A 20,617-nucleotide genomic window follows, 5' to 3' on the forward strand; every position below is an offset into this window, starting at 1 on the left:
TTACTTCTTTTTATTTGAAAAATGTTTATAAAAATAACCATCAATAGTTTTAGCTTTTGCACGTGTAAGATACAACTCACCTTTTTTTACATTCCCAGTTACAGTTGAACCAGCTCCTATTAAAACATCATCTTCAATATTTACAGGAGCTACAAACTGTGTATCACTTCCAACAAAAACATTTTTTCCTATAATTGTTTGATGTTTATTTACACCATCATAATTACAAGTAATTGTCCCACATCCAATATTTGTTCCCTCATCTATTGAACAATCTCCAAGATATGATAAATGCCCTGCTTTTACACCCGTTAGTTTAGCTTTTTTTGTCTCAACAAAATTTCCTATATGAGTATTTGTTAACTCACTTCCTGGTCTGATTCTTCCCATTGGTCCAACATCACTATCTTTTACGATAGAGTCTTCAACAACAGAGTTAGTTTTAATATGAGAATTTATAATTTTTGAGTTTCCAAGTAAACTTACACCATTTTCAATGATACTTTCACCCTCAATTTCTACACCCTCTTCTATATAAATAGTATCAGGTAATCTCATGATTACACCAGCTTTCATAAACTCTTTTTTAAGTCTATTTTGATGAATAACTTCAGCATCAGCTAACTCAACTTTTGAATTAACTCCTTTAAAATTCTCTTCATTTACAACAAGAGGTTTTAAAACTAAGCCTTGATTTATTGCCATTTCAACTAAATCAGTGATGTAATACTCTTTTTGGGCATTGTTATTATCTAATTTTGGTAAATTTTCTAGTAAAAACTTTGTTTCAAACTGATAAATTCCAGCATTTGCTGTTGTAATTGCTAACTCTTCAGGTGTTGCATCTTTTTGTTCAACTATTTTTTTAACATTACCATTTTCAATAATTACTCTTCCATAACCATCAGCACTATCTAACTCTAAAACTGACATAACGATTGTCGCTTCAATTTCAAATTTTTCCAACTCACTTGCTTGAATTAAAGGCATATCACCATTTAAAACTAATACTTTTTCATACTTTGGAGTGATTCCCATAACAGCCCCACCAGTTCCAGGGTAGTTTTTATGGTCTTGAATAACAAAATTTATATTTGTGAAATATTTTTCTATTTCAGCTTTAACTCGTTCAAATTGGTGAAATAAAACTACTGTAATATCATCACTTAATTTTAAAGCCTCTTTTATTGAATAATATAACATTGGTTTACCCGAAATCTTATGTAATACCTTTGGAGTATCTGATTTCATTCTAGTACCTGCACCTGCTGCAAGTATAATTATTGATTTATTAAACATTTTTTTCCTTTTTTAATTGAGAGCTTCATTTAACTCTTTTTTTAAATTTTCAACTACTTCTTCTAATGCATTTTTCATTTTCAAATCATTTATATTTGAACTTATCAACTTATCAAGATTTCTTTCTCTATCTTTAAAAAATTGCGCAACTTTTTTATTTTTTGGATTTCTGTTGTACATCAATACTCCTGAAGCTATTAAAGCTACAACTAATCTTGCATGACCAAAAATTGCTGCATAATTTAATAAAGTAAATCCTGAATTATCTGGTTGATTTATATCAGCTCCAGCTGCTATTAGCCATCTAGCAATCTTATAATTACCATGCCATTGAGTATGATGAAGCGCTGTTCTTCCATGCATATCTTTTATACTTAAATCTGCTTTTTTTGTAAGTAATTTTTCAACAACCGTCAAATCATCAGCAATTACTGCTTTATGAATTGCTGTTCTTCCTTCATTATCTTGAATATCTACATTAACTCTATATTTTAAGAAATTTACTAATCTTTCTATAAACTGTTCTCTTTCTCTTTTTTCGTTTAATTTCAAACCCTCTTCAACCAGATACATCAAAGGAGTTTTTCCATTTTTATCTTTTATATTTAAATTTACACCATAATTGATTATTGTTCTTAAGGTTTCAAAATCGTTATATAAAACTAAATCAAATAAAATATTTTTTCCATCTAATCTTTGTGTTTCAATATCAGGTCTATATGTTAATACTTTTTTTAGTAAAACATCATATTTTTCATCTTCTTTTATAAAAACTGATAATCTAGGATTTGATTTCTTAAAACCCTTAGAGATTGCAATAATCTCTACAATATCATCAACCACACTTTTTTCATCCAAATCTCTTGCTTCAAGATTTGCACCTTTTGAAACTAAAAAATCAATCATTTTATAGTTTGAATAACCTTTTAGTATTTCTGTATAAATTATATTTTTATTGTTCTCATCACTTATATTTACATCAGCTCCACAATTTAATAAAAATTCTACATTTGAAAATTTTTTATTTTCTATCTCTTTTTGTAATGTAGTTTTTCCTGTTTCATCTACCTTATCAATCTCTAAACCATTTTCAATAAATAAAAGAGCTAAACGAATATAATCTTTATCTTCTGTGATTAATTTATATTTTCCTTCTAACTCTTTAGAAGTATTTTTTTGAATATCAACAACTCTTAAAAGTTCATCCATAATATTTTTATTGAAATTATCTATCACATTTAAATTTATATTTTTCTTTATCAAAAGTTCAAATAATGGTATATTTTTAGAGCCTTGTAAAATTGCATTAAAAAGAACATTTTGTCCATCTTTATCTAAAAAATTTACATTTATTCCATTTAAAACTAAAGTTGTAGATATATTTATATCATCTTTTAAAACCGCTTTAAAAAGTGCTGTCTGATGATTTTCATCCAAAGTGTTTAAAGTATCTAAATTATTTACAACATCTTTTAAAATATTTAAATTTCCACCCTCAACAGCATCAAATAAAACAGTTTTTCCATAACTATCTTTTATATTTAAATCTGGTTTATAAGTAAGCAATATTTGAAACATTTTATAATTACCATCAAGAGCAATATCTTGAAAAATTGTTCTTCCTGAACTATTTTTTCTATTTATATCAAAACCATTATCAAGAAAAAATCTTACCATTACTCCATCAGATTTTTCACAAGCTTCATCTAAAACAGTTTTTGAAAATCTATCTTCAAGATTTAAATTTGCACCATTTTTTAGTAAAAATCGTATTGCATCTAGTTTTCTTTTTGCTGCTAAAGAAAATAAAACTGAACGACCTTTTTCATCTTTCTTATTTAAGTCAATTCCTCTATTTACATATCTTTGGAGTTTATCAACATCTAAATCTTCAGAGAATAACTCTTTGTAAAAAAGGTCTTCATTTACCTTGAAAAAATTAAACACTAAAAGGTTCCTTTATTTATTTGCAGCTTTATTAAAACTATATATTTTAGCTAATTTTTTATTAAATTGTTTTTCTTCTTCTTGGTTTATAACTTTTCTTTACACTTATTTCTTTTTTTTCAGTTCTTGTTGTTGCATTATTTTTTTGTTTTCTTTCATGAAAGAACTTTTTTGAATTATCCTCTTCAAGTAGGTTTCCTCTTAAAGATTTTTCAATAAAACTGTTAAATGAATTTCTTAAAATATATGCTTTATCATGGTCAGGAAAAATATCTGGAAGTTTATATGAAAGCCAAAGATATAAAGATATTTTTTTAACTTCATCTTCTACTAAAAGTAAATCTTTTTGAGTTATTGCTTTTTTTGGAAGTGTAATTGACGGTTTATAATGACAAACTCTTTTTTTAATCACACTTGCAATATATGCTTCATAGGCTTGTAAAATAATACTTGATTTTGTAGTTATTGGAGCTTGTGCTAAAAGATATTTATCCTCAAGTTTTAGATTAAATCTTGTATCAACTATCTTTGCAGCTTCAAGCATAGAAGAGATATTAGAAGCTACAAAAGGACCACTAAAAATCATATTATCCGCAAAAAATTTCAAAATTTTTGTAAGAGAATTTGTTTTGATATGAGAAGATAATGCTTCTAATTGATTGTTATTTATTTTTACTTTAAATGGAGGTTTTATAGTTCTAATTGGCGATTCAAACTCTTTGGAAATATAAGCTAAAACATCTCTTCGTGTAGCTCCTAAATATCCAGCTTCAAAATGTCCATATCTTCCTGCTCTACCTGCAATTTGAACTATTTCATTAACTGTTATTTTTCTTCTACTTTTTCCATCAAACTTTTCATCTGTTGTAAATAAAATAGTTTTAATTGGAAGATTTAATCCCATAGCAATTGCATCTGTTGCTATTAAAATTTGGCTTTTTTTCTCTCTAAATCTTTTGGCTTCATCTCGTCTTACTTCAGGAGATAAATTTCCATAAATAACTGAAACAGAATATTTTTTTTGTAATTTTTGTTTTAATTTTAAAACATCACTTCTTGAAAATGCAATCAAGGCTGTTCCATCTTCAAGTTTTTCTAAAGCAGTCCATTTTGGCAAAACTTTTAACTCATTTTTTCTTTGATGTTTTATAATTTCTAACTCTTCACCCAAATATGAGGCTATCTTTTTTATAGCATCAAGGGCATTTACACTTCCTGTCATAATGATTTTTTTTGCAGGACATCCAATAATTGCATTTACCCATGCCCAACCTCTATCAACATCTTCAAGCATTTGAATTTCATCGATAACAGCAACATCAACATCTAAGTCAAAATCTAACATTTCAATAGTTGAACAAACGTGAGCTGCTTCTTCGTCTAACATTTGTTCTTCACCAGTTATAAGAGATGCTTTTATTTTTGATTCTTTTAAATCTTCATATCCTTCAAGTGCCAAAAGTCGTAAAGGTGCTAAATAAAGTCCAGAATTTGCCTCTTTTAATTTTTGCATTGCATTATATGTTTTCCCACTATTTGTAGGACCTACATAAAACTCTAGTTTTCGATTTAGACTTCTTGCTAATGGATATAAAGTCTTTAAATCACAGTTTAATAAGGTTTGTAGTTGTTCTTGCCAATTTTCTTTCATAGGCGTATTATATACAATAGAATATAATACAAGTTTAAATAAATGAAGGACTTTAATGAATTGTAAATATTTTGGTATTTGTGCATCTTGTACACTTTTTGATAAAACTTATGAAGAACAATTAAACTACAAAATTCAAAGGGAAAAAGAGAGATTTTCAAACTTTACAACTATAGAATTTGATATTATCAAAAGTAGTGAGTCAAATTTTAGAAATCGTGCAGAGTTTAGAATTTGGTGGGAAAAAGATGCAAATGGAAATGAGATTTTATCTTATGCAATGAATGACTTCAAAAAAAATATCTTAAAAATTGATTCATGTGAAATGGTAAGCCCTCATATAAAGGAGCTTATGCCAAAACTTATAACTAAGTTAGAAAGTGATTTAGAACTCTCTTATAAACTTTTTGCCGTTGAATTTTTGGGAAGTTCAACAAATGATATGTTGGTAACTTTGATTTATCATAAAAAACTTGAAGAGAGTTGGATAACAAAATCAAAAGAAATTGAGTCAGCATTAAATATAAAAATCATAGGAAGAAGTAGAAAACAAAAAATTGTTTTAACAAATGACTACATAAATGAAACTTTAAATATCACTAATCAAGATTTCTTTTTTGCTTATGAAGAAAATGGTTTTACTCAACCAAACACAAAAGTAAATATTCAAATGATTCAATGGGTTTTAAATAACACTCAAGCTTCAACAAAAGATTTATGCGAGTTATATTGTGGTGGTGGAAATTTTACAATACCCTTATCTACAAAATTTAGAAAAGTTTTAGCCACAGAAATTTCAAAAACTTCTATAAAATCAGCTTTGAGAAACTGTAAATTAAATAATATTTCAACTATTAGTTTTATACGTATGAGTGCCGAAGAGTTTGTACAAGGACTAAATAAAGTAAGAGTTTTTAATAGATTAAAAGATATAAATTTAGATGATTATGAATTTGACACTATTTTTATGGACCCACCAAGGTCTGGACTTGATGATACAACAAGAGCATTAGCCAAAGATTTTCCTAACATTATCTATATTTCATGTAATCCAGAAACTTTACATAGAGACTTAGAAGAGTTAACAAAAACCCATGAAATCGTAAGATTTGCACTATTTGACCAATTTGCTTTTACAAATCATATTGAAAGTGGTGTAATTTTAGAAAAGATTAAATAATTTAATCTAATTTTAAGAATTGTAGTGTAATAATTTCATTATAAAGATTAGGGTTCAATGGATTCCGAAAAGAGAAAACTTTCTCTTTATGCTTGAAGCTTTTATAGGTGACAAGAATGTTTAAGGTCGTGATAATTTTTTATCACAATGTGTCATAATTAAAAAGGATTTATTATGAGAATTAATACTAACGTTTCATCTTTAACAGCTCAAGAAGCTGCACAAAACACTTCTAAAAGTGTAACTAGTTCTTTAGAAAAACTTTCTACTGGTCTTAGAATTAACAAAGCTTCTGATGATGCTTCTGGTTTGGCAATTGCTGATAAGTTAAGAACTCAAGCAACTTCTATTAATCAAGGTATCTCTAATGGTAACTCTGCTGTTACTTTATTACAAATTGCTGATAAATCGATGGCTGAGCAATCAAACATCTTAGATACGATTAAAGCTAAATTAATTCAAGCTAATACTGATACAACTTCAGATGAAGGTAGAATGTCTATTGGTAAAGATATTAAAAAATTACTAGAGCAATTAAATAATATTGGTGAACAAACAAACTATAATGGTAGACAATTAATTTCAAATTCAACAGGAAATGGTGCATCAAGTGTACATACTTTCCAAATAGGTGAAAAATCTACTGATACTATTACAATGGCAGCTGTTAATGCTAATACTACAGGTCTAGCACTAGGTACATTATCAGGAGCTATTGGAACAGGAGGTACTTTAACTAAAGCAAATGCAGCTACAGGACAAGGTGCAATTAATACAGCTATTAATACTCTAAATGGATATAGAGGAGACATCGGTTCTACTCAAAACCAAGTTGAATCTGCTGTTAGAAACTTAATGACTCAAGCTACTAATGTTAAAGCTGCTGAATCTATAATTAGAGATGTTGATTATGCTCAAGAATCTGCAAACTTCAACAAACAAAACATCATTTCTCAGGCTGGTTCTTATGCTATCAGTCAAGCTAATGCTGTTCAACAAAATGTTTTAAGATTACTTCAATAGTAATATAACTATTTTGTAAAGTAGTAGTCTATATTATAGATTACTACTTTTTTATTAGGGATCAATGGATTCCGAAAAGAGGAAAACTTTCTCTTTATGCTTGAAGCTTTTATTAAGTGACAAGAATGTTTAAGGTCGTGATAATTTTTTATCACAATGTGTCATAATTAAAAAGGATTTATTATGAGAATTAATACTAACGTTTCATCTTTAACAGCTCAAGAAGCTGCACAAAACACTTCTAAAAGTGTAACTAGTTCTTTAGAAAAACTTTCTACTGGTCTTAGAATTAACAAAGCTTCTGATGATGCTTCTGGTTTGGCAATTGCTGATAAGTTAAGAACTCAAGCAACTTCTATTAATCAAGGTATCTCTAATGGTAACTCTGCTGTTACTTTATTACAAATTGCTGATAAATCGATGGCTGAGCAATCAAACATCTTAGATACGATTAAAGCTAAATTAATTCAAGCTAATACTGATACAACTTCAGATGAAGGTAGAAAATCTATTGGTAAAGATATTAAAAAGTTACTAGAGCAATTAAATAATATTGGTGAACAAACAAACTATAATGGTAGACAATTGATTTCAAATGCTGCAGCAAACGGTGCATCAAGTGCTCATGTTTTCCAAATAGGGGAAAAATCTACTGATACTATTACAATGGCAGCTGTTAATGCTAATACTACAGGTCTAGCACTAGGTACATTATCAACAGCTATTTCAGGAACAGGTTCAATATCAAAAGCTGATGCGGCTACAGCTCAAACAGCTGTAAATACAGCTATTAATACTCTAAATGGATATAGAGGAGACATCGGTTCTACTCAAAACCAAGTTGAATCTGCTGTTAGAAACTTAATGACTCAAGCTACTAATGTTAAAGCTGCTGAATCTATAATCAGAGATGTTGATTATGCTCAAGAATCTGCAAACTTCAACAAACAAAACATCATTTCTCAGGCTGGTTCTTATGCTATCAGTCAAGCTAATGCTGTTCAACAAAATGTTTTAAGATTACTTCAATAGTAATATAACTATTTTGTAAAGTAGTAATCTATATTATAGATTACTACTTTTTTAATACCAAATCTAAGTATCCAAGATATTTATTAGATATTTCTAACAATTGTTTTTTCAATTCTTTGCTTATTTTATTTAGCTTTTCATTCTCTTTTTTTAATGCTTTATCATTTAAGCAATAGTAGATATAAGGCATTACTGCTCTTAAATAAAATGAAAATATTGATGTAGTAAATGTAGTTTTTATTTCTGGAACTAATAATTTCTTTTCTAAAATCAAATAATCATTTGTAAATTCATCTAACGAAGCATATTCTTTATTTTTTTCTAAAAAATTCATTTTAATATCAAATAGATAATCTCTTTCTATTTGTAATTCTTTTATTACTTCATTAGTAAGATAATTTTTAGATAAATATATAAAATCATTTTTTATTTCACTTGATTTTTCACTCTCTTCTATAGAATCAAATTTTTCTACATCGAAAGTGTCAATGTCAAGAGGTTCTGTAGAGTCTATATATGCCCCATTTTTAGATAAATTATAAATCTTTTGTGATTCATCTTTTAAAGTTTCACAAGATAGTGAAAAAGTATTCAAAGATGTATTAAAGAGTCTTGAAGTATAAACTTCATCTATAAAATTTCCTTTTACTTTTACTAAATCTTGTCGAGTTGAAAAAGCATCTTTTTCTATAGATGATTTAATATTTTTTAAATTAAATGTATTTGAAGTCTCATATCCTGAAATATGAGTTTCTCCTGTTTCTTGATTTATTGCTAAATCAATCCCAATTAAATATATATTATTAACCCCTAAATTTATAAGAATTGTTCCTAAAATCTCGCCTATACTATAACCATTTTCTACTTTACTTTTATGATTTATTGTAAAAATAACTTCATATAAAAATAAATTATTTTGATTAAACTTGTCTAATATTCTCTGATCTGTATTCATTGAAGCAAGAATGATAGTATTTTTCAATTTTTCAATAATTTCATCAGAAAAATGTATCTCATTTAATACTTTATATTGAGGATCTACTGTACCCACAATATCTGGTATTATTCCTTTTGATAATAATCTTTTACAAGAAGCACCCATAGAAACAATTATAAACTTATCCTTATTTTTCAATATCCAATCTAAATTTTCATTCAACGATGGTCCTGCACCAATATATAAAACAGGTTTATTTTTTAAATATAAATCTGCTTCTTTTACTAATTCTCTTTGTATTACTTTATATTTATCTATTCTTGACAATGCAAGTTTAGCAACATTATCAAGCATCATATAATAATTAAAACCTTCTGTTTGTTCAGAAACTATAGCATCCATAATTTGATCAAAATATTTTGAAACATTAAAATCTGTAGTAAAATATTTTATTACATGATTTTGATGATAATCATTTCTTAAAAAATTACTACCTTTATGACTAAATTCATATATTTTATCCATTATTGAAAAAACGACTGTTCTTCCATCTCTTGCCAAAATTGAATAATCTATAACAAATAAAGACAATCTAAATATTTCCAAATTTTGTTCACAAACCATGAAATTTTTAGCATTTGTTTTTTTTATAATTAAAGGTATATGTCTTCCTAACAATGTACCAATAAAGATAAATTTATCAATATTTTTTAATTTTTTATGTTTATAATTTGAAAAATCCTCTTTTAAAATTTTTCTAAATTCATCTAAATCTTTTTTTTGTAAAAATCCTTTTTCTAAAAAAATATTATCTTTAAATAATTCAGGACTTTCTAAAAAATTATTATTAGAAATATATAAGGGTTCTATTATACTAAAACTCCCTTTTGTATCAAAATTAATTTGAGACACAGCTTTATTATTAAATTTTTGAGGATTTTTATTATAAAGATATTTATCATTAGTAATATCATAAATATCAAAATCACCATTTTCCATAATAAAATCTAATGCATATTTTTCTTCATAAGTTCCATTTTCTATCATACAAGAAAGCTCATCAATTTTATGATAAAGATCATTATCATATTCACTTAAAAAAGCCAAATTAGCTAAAAAAGTTGTTAATAATGCATTTTGAAGTTGAATTTGTGCTTCTGTCATTTTCTACCCTTATTTTTATAATATTGTTTTTAAATTATTCAATCTTTCACCAAATTCATAATCTCTTTCAGCTACTTTTCCTAAAAAATCTTTTAAATATTTAGGATGAAGTCCATATCCAGGTCTTACACTTCGTATATTATCATTACTAAATACTTCACCCTTTTTTATATCTTTTGATACATAAAGACTTCTTGCAAATTGTCTTGATTTTTTCTTTTTTTCAGTCATACTATAATCAACTTTTCCTAAAAGCTTTTCACTATCTCTAACTGCTTTTATCATTTCTTCAAACTCTTTTTTATCTAAAGAAAATTCAGCATCAGCACCACCAATAGATTTATCTAAAATAAAATGTTTTTCTATTACTTTTGCGCCAAGTGTTATAGCTACAATAGGTGCTGTTATTCCTAAAGTATGATCAGAAAAACCAGCTATCACTCCAAAAGTTTGTGAAAGATTTGGAATAGTTAAAAGATTTGCATCTTCAAGAGCTGCTGGATATGCACTTGTACATTTTAAAAGTATTATCTCATGATTTCCCACGCTTCTACAAATATCAACAGCATCTTGTATTTCCTCAATTGTTGCAATTCCTGTACTTATAATAATTGGCTTACCTTTTGAAGCGGTATAGTGAATCAATTCATAATCAGTAATTTCAAATGAAGCTATTTTATATGCACTTGGATTGAACTGTTCTAAAAAATCAACAGCAGTTTTATCAAAAGGGCTTGAAAAAATATCTATATTAATACTTCTAGCATAATCAAAAAGTTCTTGATGCCATTCCCAAGGAGTGTAAGCTTCTTTATATAATTCATATAATGTTTTATTATCCCAAAGTGTTCCACCTTTAATAATAAAATCTTCCTTATCACTATTTAAAGTCAGAGTATCAGCAGTGTATGTTTGAAGCTTTATGGCATTTGCACCTATATCTTTTGCAGCTTTTATAGTATCTAAAGCATTTTGTAAATTTCCATTATGATTTGCACTAAGTTCAGCTATTATATAAATACCATCTTTTTCTAAATCAAAATTACCTATTTTCATCACTTGCCTCTTCTATTTTTAAAATATATTTCTTTTCATTCATATAAAAAAATGCTGGAAAATTATCATTATCAACTATCCTTAAAAGATTAAATTGTTCTGCAATACTTTTTGAAATATCTAATTCACTATCTTTACAGGTTCTTTTTTTATAAAAAGTTTCTATTCCTTCTTGTTTTATAGGAACTTTATATTTATAATAATTATTAATAAATTCTAAACACATATTAACAATGTGATTAGCCTGTTTTTTTCTTAATTCATAATTGAGTTCATCCCCAGTAAGATGTAATTCTTTTTGCATATATATATCACCACCATCTACACTATCATCAACTTCAAACATAGTAAAAGGAATTTTATTTTTATTTTCAAGGATTTGCCAAAACATTGGTGCCCAACCTTTTCCTTGAGGCAAAGCACTTGCATGTATCACTATATTATGCTTATTTTTTTCTAAATACTTTTTCTCTATAAGCTTATGGTAACTTAAAATAAACACTATATCAAAAGACTCATTTATATTTTGATGTTCAAAAAACAATACTGAATCTTTAATCTTATTTTGTAATTCCTTTGCAAAAGGTATGAACCATTGATTCGGTGATGTAATAATTGCTATTTTCACATTTTCTCTTTTATTAACTTTACTAATTTATTTATTTTAAATTTTTTTAAAACTGAAAATCTTTTTTTCTTTAGATATCTATATATATCTATTTGATTATCAGCAGTTTTTATAGCAATAATTGGCAGTTTCAGATAATAAACTTCATTAACAGTGACACTTGGTGTTACTATTGCAAAATCACTTTCACTCATAAGTTTTGCAATTTGTTTTGAATTAATATATAAATTTATCCATTTTTTATTTTTACAATAATTTTTTAACTTTTCTAAATTTTTATTTGCATTTGTACTAACGATATTTACTTTTATATTTTTTTTATTCTTTTTTCGAATTTTATTTACCACTTTTAAAATATCTATATTTATATTACTATGATCTGCTCCACCCATAGCTACAAAAATAGTTTTTATTTTTTTATCTTTTTTTATACTATTTTTTTGTTTTTTAGCTTCTAAAAATTCATCTCTTAAAAGTGTGTATTTACTTCCACATCTTAATTCACAATTATTTGGTACTAAATTTTTATATTTTTTTTCATTTGCACTAATATTATGATTTATCAAAATATCACAAAAATGTTTTTCATAAGTATCATCAAATACAAATATTTTTAAACTTGGATTTAACTCTTTTAAGTTTTTCTCAAAATTATAATTTATTTCATAATTATCTATAATTATCATATCAATATTTAATTTTTTAATTAACTCGTTTAATTCATCAAAGCTATTTGATTTTAGAAGTTCTATTTTATAACCTGCTTCAATAATTTTGTGATTTATATTTCCATCTAAATTTTCTGTAGCAAAAATAATATTGTCATTTGAATACTGCTTAACTAAAACTAAACCCCTCATAATATGACCTATTCCAATATATGAAGAAGAATTAGCTCTTATTAAAATATTCATATTAAATTTTCTTTATATTTTTTGAGTTTTTAATAGCTTCATACATATATTCAGCTCTTATCCAATCTTCAATTGTATCAATATCTTGAACCAAATATCTTGGAAGAACTATAGGGATACTATCTTTTCCAAATATAATCTCATTTGATTTTATATTTAAATTTGTCCAGTAAAATTGTCCTGCATCTTGATAAGCTTCTTCTAAATCTTGGCTACGTTTCATAAAGTTTTCTGGCCAAAACATCTCACATCTTTCATTTTTTGTTATCTTAAAAGTTCTTTGAATTGGAAATGGCATTGATGTACAAGAAAAAGCATTTTTTGCAGTTGAATTCTTAAGTTTTTCAAAGCTTTCAATCAAATATTTTTCATCTAAAAATGGAGCAGTTGCATAAATAGTACAAACAAAATCATAACTTTCACCTTGTTCTTTCAAAAAATTTATAGCATGGTTTACAACTGCACCTGTTCCTGTAAAATCATCACTTAATTCTTTTGGACGAAAAAAAGGTACAATTGCTCCATATTTTTTTGAAATTTGTGCTATTTCTTCATCATCAGTTGAAACAACAACTTTATCAAAAAGATTTGATTTGATTGCAGCTTCAATACTATACGTAATAAGTGGTTTTCCATGAAAATTTTTTATATTTTTTCTAGGAATTCTTTTACTTCCACCTCTTGCTGGAATAACTGCAACTGCCTTCTTCATTTCAAAATCTCTATAATTGATTGATAAACATAGTTTTGTTCATCTTGTGAAAAATTTGGATAAATAGGCAAACTTATTGCTTGTTCATAATATTTATCCATAACAGGAGTTAATTCATTTCCATAACCTAACTTTTTATAATATGGTTGTTTATTTATTGGTATATAATGATACTGTAAACCAATATTTTTCTCTCTCATTTTTAAAACAAACTCTTTTTTATTTAAATTAAATTTTTCAAAATCTATTTTTATTACATATAAATGATAAGAACTGTTATTTGTAAATTCATAAAGAGGAGTTATAAAATCTGTTTTTGAAAAAAAATCATCATATCTTTTTGCAATAGAACGTCTAAGATATAAAAAGCTATCAAGTTTTTTTAATTGAGATAAACCCAATGCACAAGAGATATCTGTCAATCTATAATTAAATCCTAATTCTGTCATATCATAATGCCAAGGAGCAATATCAGCTCTTGGACTCATACCATGTCCTCTTAAAAGAATAAGTTTTTCATAAATCTCTTTTGAATTTGTAGTAATTGCACCACCTTCACCTGTTGTTATTTGTTTTACAGGGTGAAAAGAAAATATTGATATATCACTATACTTACAGCTTCCTGCTTTTATACCTTCAAAACTTGCACCAATACTATGAGCGCAGTCTTCTAATATTTTGATATTATATTTTTCTTTCAAATATTTTAGTTTTGTTTGATTTACAGGATTCCCAGAAAAATGAACAACATAAATTGCTTTTATTGAAGAATCTTTCTTAAGTTCATCTTCACACAAATCTAAATCTATATTTCCATCTTCTTTAATATCTATAAAAATTGGCTTTGCATTTGCATATAAAACCGAATTTGAAGTAGCTAAAAAAGAGTTTGGAGTAGTAAGAACTTTATCGTTTTCATTTAATAAAACAAGTGAAGCCAAGTGTAAAGCAGCTGTTCCATTTGAAACAGCCACACAATATTTTGCACCACAATAAGATGCAATTTTTTCTTCAAACTCTTTTACTTTTGGTCCTGTTGTCAAAAAATCAGATTTTAAAACGTCTATTAAACTATTTATATCATCATCACTAATAGTTTGTTTTCCATAAGGTATAAAACTCATTTAAATCTCTTTTATTAATTTAATTAGTTCTTCTTTATCTAGCCATTCTTTATTATTTCCAGAATTATATTCAAACCCTTGTGAAACTTTTCCTCCTATTTCACCAAGAATATTGTGGTCATAATCTCGTTTGTTTGTAAACGTGATAGTTGGTGCGATAACAAAATGATCATCAAATTCAAAAGTCAAATGACTATCATCAGCTGGGCACATTATCTCATGAAGTTTTTCTCCAGGTCTAATTCCTATTATTTTTTGTTCTAAATCTGGAGCCATTGCACTTGCCAAATCTACTATTTTCATTGATGGAATTTTAGGAACAAATATTTCTCCACCTTGCATTCTTTCAAAATTTTTAAGTACAAAATTAACACCATCTTCAAGTGTAATCATAAACCTAGTCATTTTTTCATCTGTTATTGGTAGAAATTTATTTCCTTCATTGATAAGCTTTTGAAAATATGGAACTACTGAACCACGACTACCTATAACATTTCCATATCTAACAACAGAAAATTGAGTATCTTGTGTTCCAACAAGATTATTTGCAGCAACAAAAAGCTTATCAGATGCAAGTTTAGTAGCTCCATAAAGATTTACAGGATTTGCAGCTTTGTCCGTTGAAAGTGCAATAATTTTTGAAACACCATTTTCTAAAGCTGCATCTATTACATTTTGAGCACCATAAATATTCGTCTTTATGCACTCCATTGGATTATATTCTGCTATTGGTACATGTTTAAGTGCTGCAGCATGAATAACAAAATCAACATCTTTCATAGCTTTTTTTAATCTATCCACATCTCTTACATCACCAATAAAATATCTCATACATTTATCATCAAATTCTTGTGACATTTCATACTGTTTAAGTTCATCCCTTGAATAGATGATAATTTTATTTGGTTTATAATTTTCAAGAAGAATTTTCGTATATTTTTTCCCAAAACTTCCTGTTCCACCAGTGATTAAAATATTTTTATTGCTAAACATTTAATTTAACCTTTTTTATTAACTTGAGAATATATTAACAGAATTTAAGTAATTCTATAATTAAAGATAAAAAGTGCTATATTACCCGAAAATAAATTAGGCACTTATATGAAAATTATCCTTTTTTTTTCTAGCGAAAAAGATCCTCAATTTAAAAACAATTTTAGTTTATCAGAAGATTTTAAATTAAAGATATTTTCTATTAAAGATGTAGAAATAACATCATTATTCAAGTTATTTATGGATGAAAAGAAAACTTCAGATTATATTTATTTTGCAAGTGATGATATTAACTATTTAACTATTATTTTTAGACTATACAACCAAATATTTGAAAATTTTATTTTTGTACCAAATGAAATTAATTTGAGCGTTAATCATGAATTTGATATTTTCATAAAAACAAATATAAATGATACTGAAAAAATAACTAAACCTATTTATTATTTTGATAAAAAGCCAACAACTACTATAAATATAGATTTTAAACAAATTAAAAATTTAAATGAAATTAACAAAAATGAAAAAAATATTGAGAAAATTCAAAAAATTTTTCATTTTGAGAATAAATTTTTAATAACAGAATTTATAAATTTTAATTATAAAATAATAAAATTAGATGATTCATCATACGATAAAAATATCACTTTAAATAGTGTTTTCTCTAATTTAGATAATCATTTATTTAAACATGCAAAATATATTTTAGAATCAATTGATAATCCCAATAATAATTTAACCTCATCATTAAGTAAAATAAAAAATATTTTAAATAGATTAAATGAATTAGAACAAAAAAAATTTATTATTCATTTCAAATTTTTAATAAATAATATAACTAATGACACTATCAAAAACTATTTAAATTCTTTTTTAGTAAATTTAAATTTCTTTTCATCTGATATGTTTAATTCATTGATTGATGATATTACAAACGATCAATCATTAGCATCTAATACAAAATATTTTTTATTTTGGCAATATTTACGTTTGGATTTTATAAAACCATTAGAAAATAAAATAAATCAAGAATATTTGTGGGATTTATATAAGAATATATACAATAACTATAAAAACCTTTTTTCGAATTTTAAATTTATCTGTAAAGAAGAAAGAAATGAAAATTTAATTTTTCTATTTACTGGGCAATTTTTAGGAGAACTCCATGCTCCAACAAAACTTTTATTAGAAAGGGCTTATCATCTTAAGAAGGATTTCAACAAAGAGATACTCATAATAAACACTTCTGAACTTTTAACAAAAAAAGCAGAAATTCCTTTTTATGAAAATACTTTTGCTAACAAAATAGATTCTTATTCAAATATAAACCAGATATCTTATAGAGATATTGAAATTCCTTTTTATCAATCTAATATAGATATGCCTGATGAAAATGAGATTTTAAATATTTTATCAATAGTACAAGAATATAAACCTTATTTTATACTCAACATTGGTTCAGGTAACTTAACAGCTGATTTATGCTCAAACTTAGTCACAACCGTATCTTTTCCAACAACTTCTAATCTTGCAATCAGTGAATCTCAAATCCACATACATAGGTCTGAACTTACAAAAAAAGATTTTGATTTACTTAAAAAAATAAATATTGATCCAACTTCAATAATAATATCACATCCAAGAGGTGAGATAATATCAAAAGTATCTTATACAAGGAAAGATTTTGATTTACCTGAAGATAAATTTATTTTGGGTGTTGTAGGAAATAGATTGACTCAAGAAATTACAGAAGAGTTTATCTCTATGTTAAATGAAACACTAGAATATAATACTTATGTAGTTTTTATTGGTACTTTTGACAACTATGAAAAATACTGTAAAGAATTTCCTAAGTTAAGAAAGAACTCGACTCTTTTAGAATATCAGGAACATTTATATGATGTGATGAAACTTTTTGATTTATTTGTAAATCCAGGAAGAGTGGGTGGAGGTTCTGGCTTATATTTTTTGATGCATTCAAAACCAATTATAACACTTAATTATGGAGATATACATAATGGAAGTAAAGGGTTATTTAGTGTAAATAACTATAAAGAAATGAAAGAAAGGATAACAAAAAATGTATTAGATGAAATTTATTATCTGAATCAATGTGAGCTTGCAAAAAAAATATTCAAAGATTTGTTAGATATAAATGAAGAAGTAGATAAATTTTTAAATAATATTAAAATAAATCCTTATTTTAAATAAATTATTTTTTAGGTATAAAAAACATAATTGTTTCATCTGTACCTTCTGTATAGTGTCTCATATAAATATCATAATCATTTCTAATGTTCAGAATTTGTTCAGTAATTTTCCAAAAATCATCTGCTTTATGATAAACACTTATTGCCATTTTAGGATAATCATTTAATATATGATTTTTCATTCCTTCTATCGCTAATCCTTCTGCTCCTTCTATATCCATCTTTATAAATGTAATTTTTTCTTTCACAAGATTATCTAGAGTATCAACTTCTATAGTTATAGCCCCTATTTCAGATATTTTACTTGCACTTCCTGAACCCATATCAAATTTTAAAGTATCCTTATGATTAGATAAACCTTTTGAAATAAAATTTACATTTTTATAATTATGTAAATTTTTTTTTGCTATTTCTAAATTTTCATTATCTGGTTCAAATATATAAATAGATTTATAATTTGGAGAATGCTTAATAAACTCTATACTAGTTTGCCCATCAAATCCCCCAGCATCAATAAAAACTTCTCCATCTTTTAAATTTAGAAATTCTTCAAAATATTGTCTTTTATTATCAACTTTATAATTTCTCATATATTTCAAATCAAAATTTTTTCTAAAATTCAAAATGTTTCTAAAAATATTTTGAGATTCAACTTCATTAATACGATTATAAATTTTTTCATAGTTAGAAAAATTTATTTCTAAATCTATTTTAGCATCAGTTATAAATGTATCTTCAAATTTTAAAGTAGAATATTTTAAAACATCTAAAACAGTTACAATATTATAAAACCCTGATTTATTAAGATTTCGAATAGCACTCAAAGGATACATAGATAAAGAACAACTTATTATATATATTTTTTTATCTAAATCTTGACTATTTAAAATTGGTAAATTTAAATAACTTTTTTCATTTGTGAAATCATTTATAAATCCTTTAATTTTTATCATTTGTGATAATTTTTTTGAAATATTATTTGTACCATAAATATAAATATTATTAGAATTTAAAGTTTCTTCAACTAAAGATTTCTGTTTTATATCAATTAATAATTCATCCAATATCATATTTAAGCCTTTTATTATTTAAAGATGTGTTTCATTAAATCAGAAAAGCCTACTATAGGTGTAGGCAAGAAATGATTTATTTCTTTACTTAATATTGGTAAATTATAAAATGGAACATTAGGGTATAAATGATGTTCTATGTGATAATTCATATTACTATAAAGCATAGATAAAAACCAATTTAATCTTATTGATGTCGAATTCTTTCGAAAATCATTAATATTCTTTTGCATATTTATATGCTGAGAAATTGCCATCATTCTATTTAGCCAATTCCCAATAAATGGAGCGAATGTAATTATTAATAAGCATTCATAATTTTTAGTAAAAATAAAAATCAGAGCTAAAAAAATATGCCCAAAAAGTATTATTCTTGCAAAATTAAATAATTTTTGTCTTTTGTTTAAATCTTCTTTTGGAAATAATTCATTTCCCCAAACTCCAGAAATCTTTCCAAAACTGTTATACACTATAGATTTTAAATTTCTTAAAAAAAAGGGAATGTTAAATGTAAATAGATATATCCATTGATTATACTCTGGAGAAAGAGGTAATATTACTTCTCTATCCAAATTATCATGAAGTGTATATAAATGATGTCTTTTATGACTTTCTTCAAAATAAATATAATTATTCCAAGTTAAAAATGAAAATAATTTTAAAAAAAACTCATTAAGCCATGTAGTTTTAAATACTGTTCTATGTACTAATTCATGACCTATTCCAGACCAGCCTAAAAAGGAAAAAAATGTTCCATGAATTATTAATAGAACAAAAGCTAAATAATAACTATTATTTAAAAAGAAATAATGAGTTAAATAACCTGTTGAACCCAATAAAGTAAAATAAAATATAATATGAAAACTACCTTTTATATCACTTTTTAATTTAAATTTATCAAAATTATCAAGTTCTGGTTTAATCCATTGGATTTTATTCATTATTGATACCTTTCTCATTTACTAAATTATCATAACTTCCAACCAACATAAATGCAATCATAGTATTTTCAACATGATAAATTTTGTTATTTTTTGAATATTCATCAAGAAATTTTGTTACATCATCATGAATATTTGAATTATAATCATGCCAAAAAATGATACCATTTTCTTTTAACATCATTAATGCATTTTCTGTATCTTTTTTTACAATATGATATTCATGTCCACCATCAATAAATATAAAATCAAATTTTCCTAAAAATTTTTTCTTTTTGGGGTCTAAATCTAGACTATTTTGCAGAATTGTTTTTATTTTATTCTGAATTTTTTTACTACTATTCTTAATATATTTAGCTCCATCTGAAACAAAAGTATTTCGAAGGAAATTATCATTTTCTTTATCATCAATTAATATTTTTGTCATATCAACAGAAGATTCGTTTTTCTCAAATTCTTTAGGATCTATATCTAGAGTATAAATTTTTGAAGATTTATGAGTATTTGAAGCAAGTAATACAGAAGTTGCTCCCATATATGTACCAAATTCAAATAAATATTTTGGATTAATTAATTTTATGAAAGAAACTAATATTGAACTCTCTAATAATGTTAATCCACCTATTTGTGAAGTTGGTATATTAACTATAAAATTTACATTTTCTTTAGGGAATCTATTTTCAATCTCAATAAACACCTTTTTTGGTCTTATTTTTATTATTTTACTCATTATTTT

General features: G+C 25.5%; 17 protein-coding genes. 4 read left to right on the top strand and 13 right to left on the bottom strand.

Annotated elements, in window-relative coordinates; translation table 11 throughout:
• From glmU to AAQM_RS11845, 3 genes are all read right to left on the bottom strand, one after another.
• Entirely contained in the window at positions 1 to 1,299 is a 1,299-nt protein-coding gene (gene glmU, locus AAQM_RS11835) for a bifunctional UDP-N-acetylglucosamine diphosphorylase/glucosamine-1-phosphate N-acetyltransferase GlmU (RefSeq protein WP_129093998.1), read from the bottom strand.
• 12 nt (positions 1,300 to 1,311) lie between these two features.
• Complete coding sequence (locus tag AAQM_RS11840; protein ID WP_129093997.1) at positions 1,312 to 3,246, bottom strand: ankyrin repeat domain-containing protein; 1,935 nt, start codon at positions 3,244 to 3,246, stop codon at positions 1,312 to 1,314.
• 61 nt (positions 3,247 to 3,307) lie between these two features.
• Positions 3,308 to 4,897, bottom strand: coding sequence for a helicase-related protein (locus AAQM_RS11845; RefSeq protein ID WP_129093996.1), 1,590 nt, complete (start codon positions 4,895 to 4,897; stop codon positions 3,308 to 3,310).
• Positions 4,898 to 4,952: 55 nt separating this feature from the next.
• Here AAQM_RS11845 and trmA point away from each other — a divergent pair, with 55 nt between their 5' ends.
• The 3 genes from trmA (at position 4,953) to AAQM_RS11860 (ending at position 8,132) form a co-directional block, all read left to right on the top strand.
• Complete coding sequence (gene trmA, locus AAQM_RS11850; RefSeq protein WP_129093995.1) at positions 4,953 to 6,077, top strand: tRNA (uridine(54)-C5)-methyltransferase TrmA; 1,125 nt, start codon at positions 4,953 to 4,955, stop codon at positions 6,075 to 6,077.
• 174 nt (positions 6,078 to 6,251) lie between these two features.
• Positions 6,252 to 7,100 carry a flagellin gene (locus AAQM_RS11855; protein ID WP_171920717.1) on the top strand — a complete coding sequence of 283 codons (849 nt, stop codon included), beginning with the start codon at positions 6,252 to 6,254 and terminating at the stop codon, positions 7,098 to 7,100.
• A gap of 183 nt (positions 7,101 to 7,283) precedes the next feature.
• Positions 7,284 to 8,132, top strand: a complete 849-nt coding sequence (locus AAQM_RS11860) for a flagellin (RefSeq protein ID WP_171920718.1) — start codon at positions 7,284 to 7,286, stop codon at positions 8,130 to 8,132.
• 43 nt (positions 8,133 to 8,175) lie between these two features.
• Here AAQM_RS11860 and AAQM_RS11865 read toward each other — a convergent pair whose 3' ends face one another.
• Genes AAQM_RS11865 through pseB form a run of 7 tightly spaced genes read right to left on the bottom strand, consistent with a single transcriptional unit; the run spans position 8,176 to position 15,660 of the window.
• Positions 8,176 to 10,233, bottom strand: a complete 2,058-nt coding sequence (locus AAQM_RS11865; RefSeq protein ID WP_171920719.1) for a motility associated factor glycosyltransferase family protein — start codon at positions 10,231 to 10,233, stop codon at positions 8,176 to 8,178.
• Between the two features lie 15 nt (positions 10,234 to 10,248).
• Complete coding sequence (pseI, locus tag AAQM_RS11870; protein WP_129096193.1) at positions 10,249 to 11,289, bottom strand: pseudaminic acid synthase; 1,041 nt, start codon at positions 11,287 to 11,289, stop codon at positions 10,249 to 10,251.
• Positions 11,276 to 11,917 carry a formyltransferase family protein gene (locus AAQM_RS11875; protein WP_129096194.1) on the bottom strand — a complete coding sequence of 214 codons (642 nt, stop codon included), beginning with the start codon at positions 11,915 to 11,917 and terminating at the stop codon, positions 11,276 to 11,278. Before AAQM_RS11875 ends, pseI begins: the two co-directional genes overlap by 14 nt.
• Entirely contained in the window at positions 11,914 to 12,831 is a 918-nt protein-coding gene (gene pseG, locus AAQM_RS11880) for a UDP-2,4-diacetamido-2,4,6-trideoxy-beta-L-altropyranose hydrolase (protein ID WP_129096195.1), read from the bottom strand. Before pseG ends, AAQM_RS11875 begins: the two co-directional genes overlap by 4 nt.
• Position 12,832: 1 nt before the next feature.
• Positions 12,833 to 13,543, bottom strand: a complete 711-nt coding sequence (pseF, locus tag AAQM_RS11885; RefSeq protein ID WP_129096196.1) for a pseudaminic acid cytidylyltransferase — start codon at positions 13,541 to 13,543, stop codon at positions 12,833 to 12,835.
• On the bottom strand, positions 13,540 to 14,667 hold the full coding sequence (gene pseC, locus AAQM_RS11890; protein WP_129096197.1) for a UDP-4-amino-4,6-dideoxy-N-acetyl-beta-L-altrosamine transaminase: 1,128 nt from the start codon (positions 14,665 to 14,667) through the stop codon (positions 13,540 to 13,542). Before pseC ends, pseF begins: the two co-directional genes overlap by 4 nt.
• Positions 14,668 to 15,660: a UDP-N-acetylglucosamine 4,6-dehydratase (inverting) gene (gene pseB, locus AAQM_RS11895; RefSeq protein WP_129096198.1), complete on the bottom strand. Its 993-nt coding sequence runs from the start codon at positions 15,658 to 15,660 to the stop codon at positions 14,668 to 14,670.
• A gap of 108 nt (positions 15,661 to 15,768) precedes the next feature.
• Between pseB and AAQM_RS11900 the strand changes: the two genes are divergently transcribed.
• Positions 15,769 to 17,871 (top strand): glycosyltransferase, encoded by a 2,103-nt coding sequence (locus AAQM_RS11900; protein ID WP_129096199.1) that lies wholly within the window; start codon positions 15,769 to 15,771, stop codon positions 17,869 to 17,871.
• Between the two features lies 1 nt (position 17,872).
• Here AAQM_RS11900 and AAQM_RS11905 read toward each other — a convergent pair whose 3' ends face one another.
• The 3 genes from AAQM_RS11905 to AAQM_RS11915 are packed head-to-tail and all read right to left on the bottom strand — an operon-like array spanning position 17,873 to position 20,611.
• A complete protein-coding gene (locus tag AAQM_RS11905; protein ID WP_129096200.1) occupies positions 17,873 to 18,940 on the bottom strand; it encodes an FkbM family methyltransferase in 1,068 nt (355 codons plus the stop codon).
• A gap of 14 nt (positions 18,941 to 18,954) precedes the next feature.
• Positions 18,955 to 19,881 carry a fatty acid desaturase gene (locus tag AAQM_RS11910; RefSeq protein ID WP_164967082.1) on the bottom strand — a complete coding sequence of 309 codons (927 nt, stop codon included), beginning with the start codon at positions 19,879 to 19,881 and terminating at the stop codon, positions 18,955 to 18,957.
• Entirely contained in the window at positions 19,874 to 20,611 is a 738-nt protein-coding gene (locus AAQM_RS11915) for a class I SAM-dependent methyltransferase (protein ID WP_129096202.1), read from the bottom strand. Before AAQM_RS11915 ends, AAQM_RS11910 begins: the two co-directional genes overlap by 8 nt.
• Positions 20,612 to 20,617 lie beyond the last annotated feature (6 nt).

The organism is Arcobacter aquimarinus, from assembly GCF_013177635.1.
Lineage (GTDB): Bacteria > Campylobacterota > Campylobacteria > Campylobacterales > Arcobacteraceae > Aliarcobacter > Aliarcobacter aquimarinus.

Coding starts and splice junctions, on each gene's coding strand:
- AAQM_RS11905 (WP_129096200.1), bottom strand. CDS start 18,940: ATGATATTGGATGAATTATTAATTGATATAAAACAGAAATCTTTAGTT.
- AAQM_RS11845 (WP_129093996.1), bottom strand. CDS start 4,897: ATGAAAGAAAATTGGCAAGAACAACTACAAACCTTATTAAACTGTGAT.
- pseF (WP_129096196.1), bottom strand. CDS start 13,543: ATGAAGAAGGCAGTTGCAGTTATTCCAGCAAGAGGTGGAAGTAAAAGA.
- AAQM_RS11865 (WP_171920719.1), bottom strand. CDS start 10,233: ATGACAGAAGCACAAATTCAACTTCAAAATGCATTATTAACAACTTTT.
- pseI (WP_129096193.1), bottom strand. CDS start 11,289: ATGAAAATAGGTAATTTTGATTTAGAAAAAGATGGTATTTATATAATA.
- glmU (WP_129093998.1), bottom strand. CDS start 1,299: ATGTTTAATAAATCAATAATTATACTTGCAGCAGGTGCAGGTACTAGA.
- pseB (WP_129096198.1), bottom strand. CDS start 15,660: ATGTTTAGCAATAAAAATATTTTAATCACTGGTGGAACAGGAAGTTTT.
- pseG (WP_129096195.1), bottom strand. CDS start 12,831: ATGAATATTTTAATAAGAGCTAATTCTTCTTCATATATTGGAATAGGT.
- trmA (WP_129093995.1), top strand. CDS start 4,953: ATGAATTGTAAATATTTTGGTATTTGTGCATCTTGTACACTTTTTGAT.
- pseC (WP_129096197.1), bottom strand. CDS start 14,667: ATGAGTTTTATACCTTATGGAAAACAAACTATTAGTGATGATGATATA.
- AAQM_RS11900 (WP_129096199.1), top strand. CDS start 15,769: ATGAAAATTATCCTTTTTTTTTCTAGCGAAAAAGATCCTCAATTTAAA.
- AAQM_RS11860 (WP_171920718.1), top strand. CDS start 7,284: ATGAGAATTAATACTAACGTTTCATCTTTAACAGCTCAAGAAGCTGCA.
- AAQM_RS11855 (WP_171920717.1), top strand. CDS start 6,252: ATGAGAATTAATACTAACGTTTCATCTTTAACAGCTCAAGAAGCTGCA.
- AAQM_RS11915 (WP_129096202.1), bottom strand. CDS start 20,611: ATGAGTAAAATAATAAAAATAAGACCAAAAAAGGTGTTTATTGAGATT.
- AAQM_RS11910 (WP_164967082.1), bottom strand. CDS start 19,881: ATGAATAAAATCCAATGGATTAAACCAGAACTTGATAATTTTGATAAA.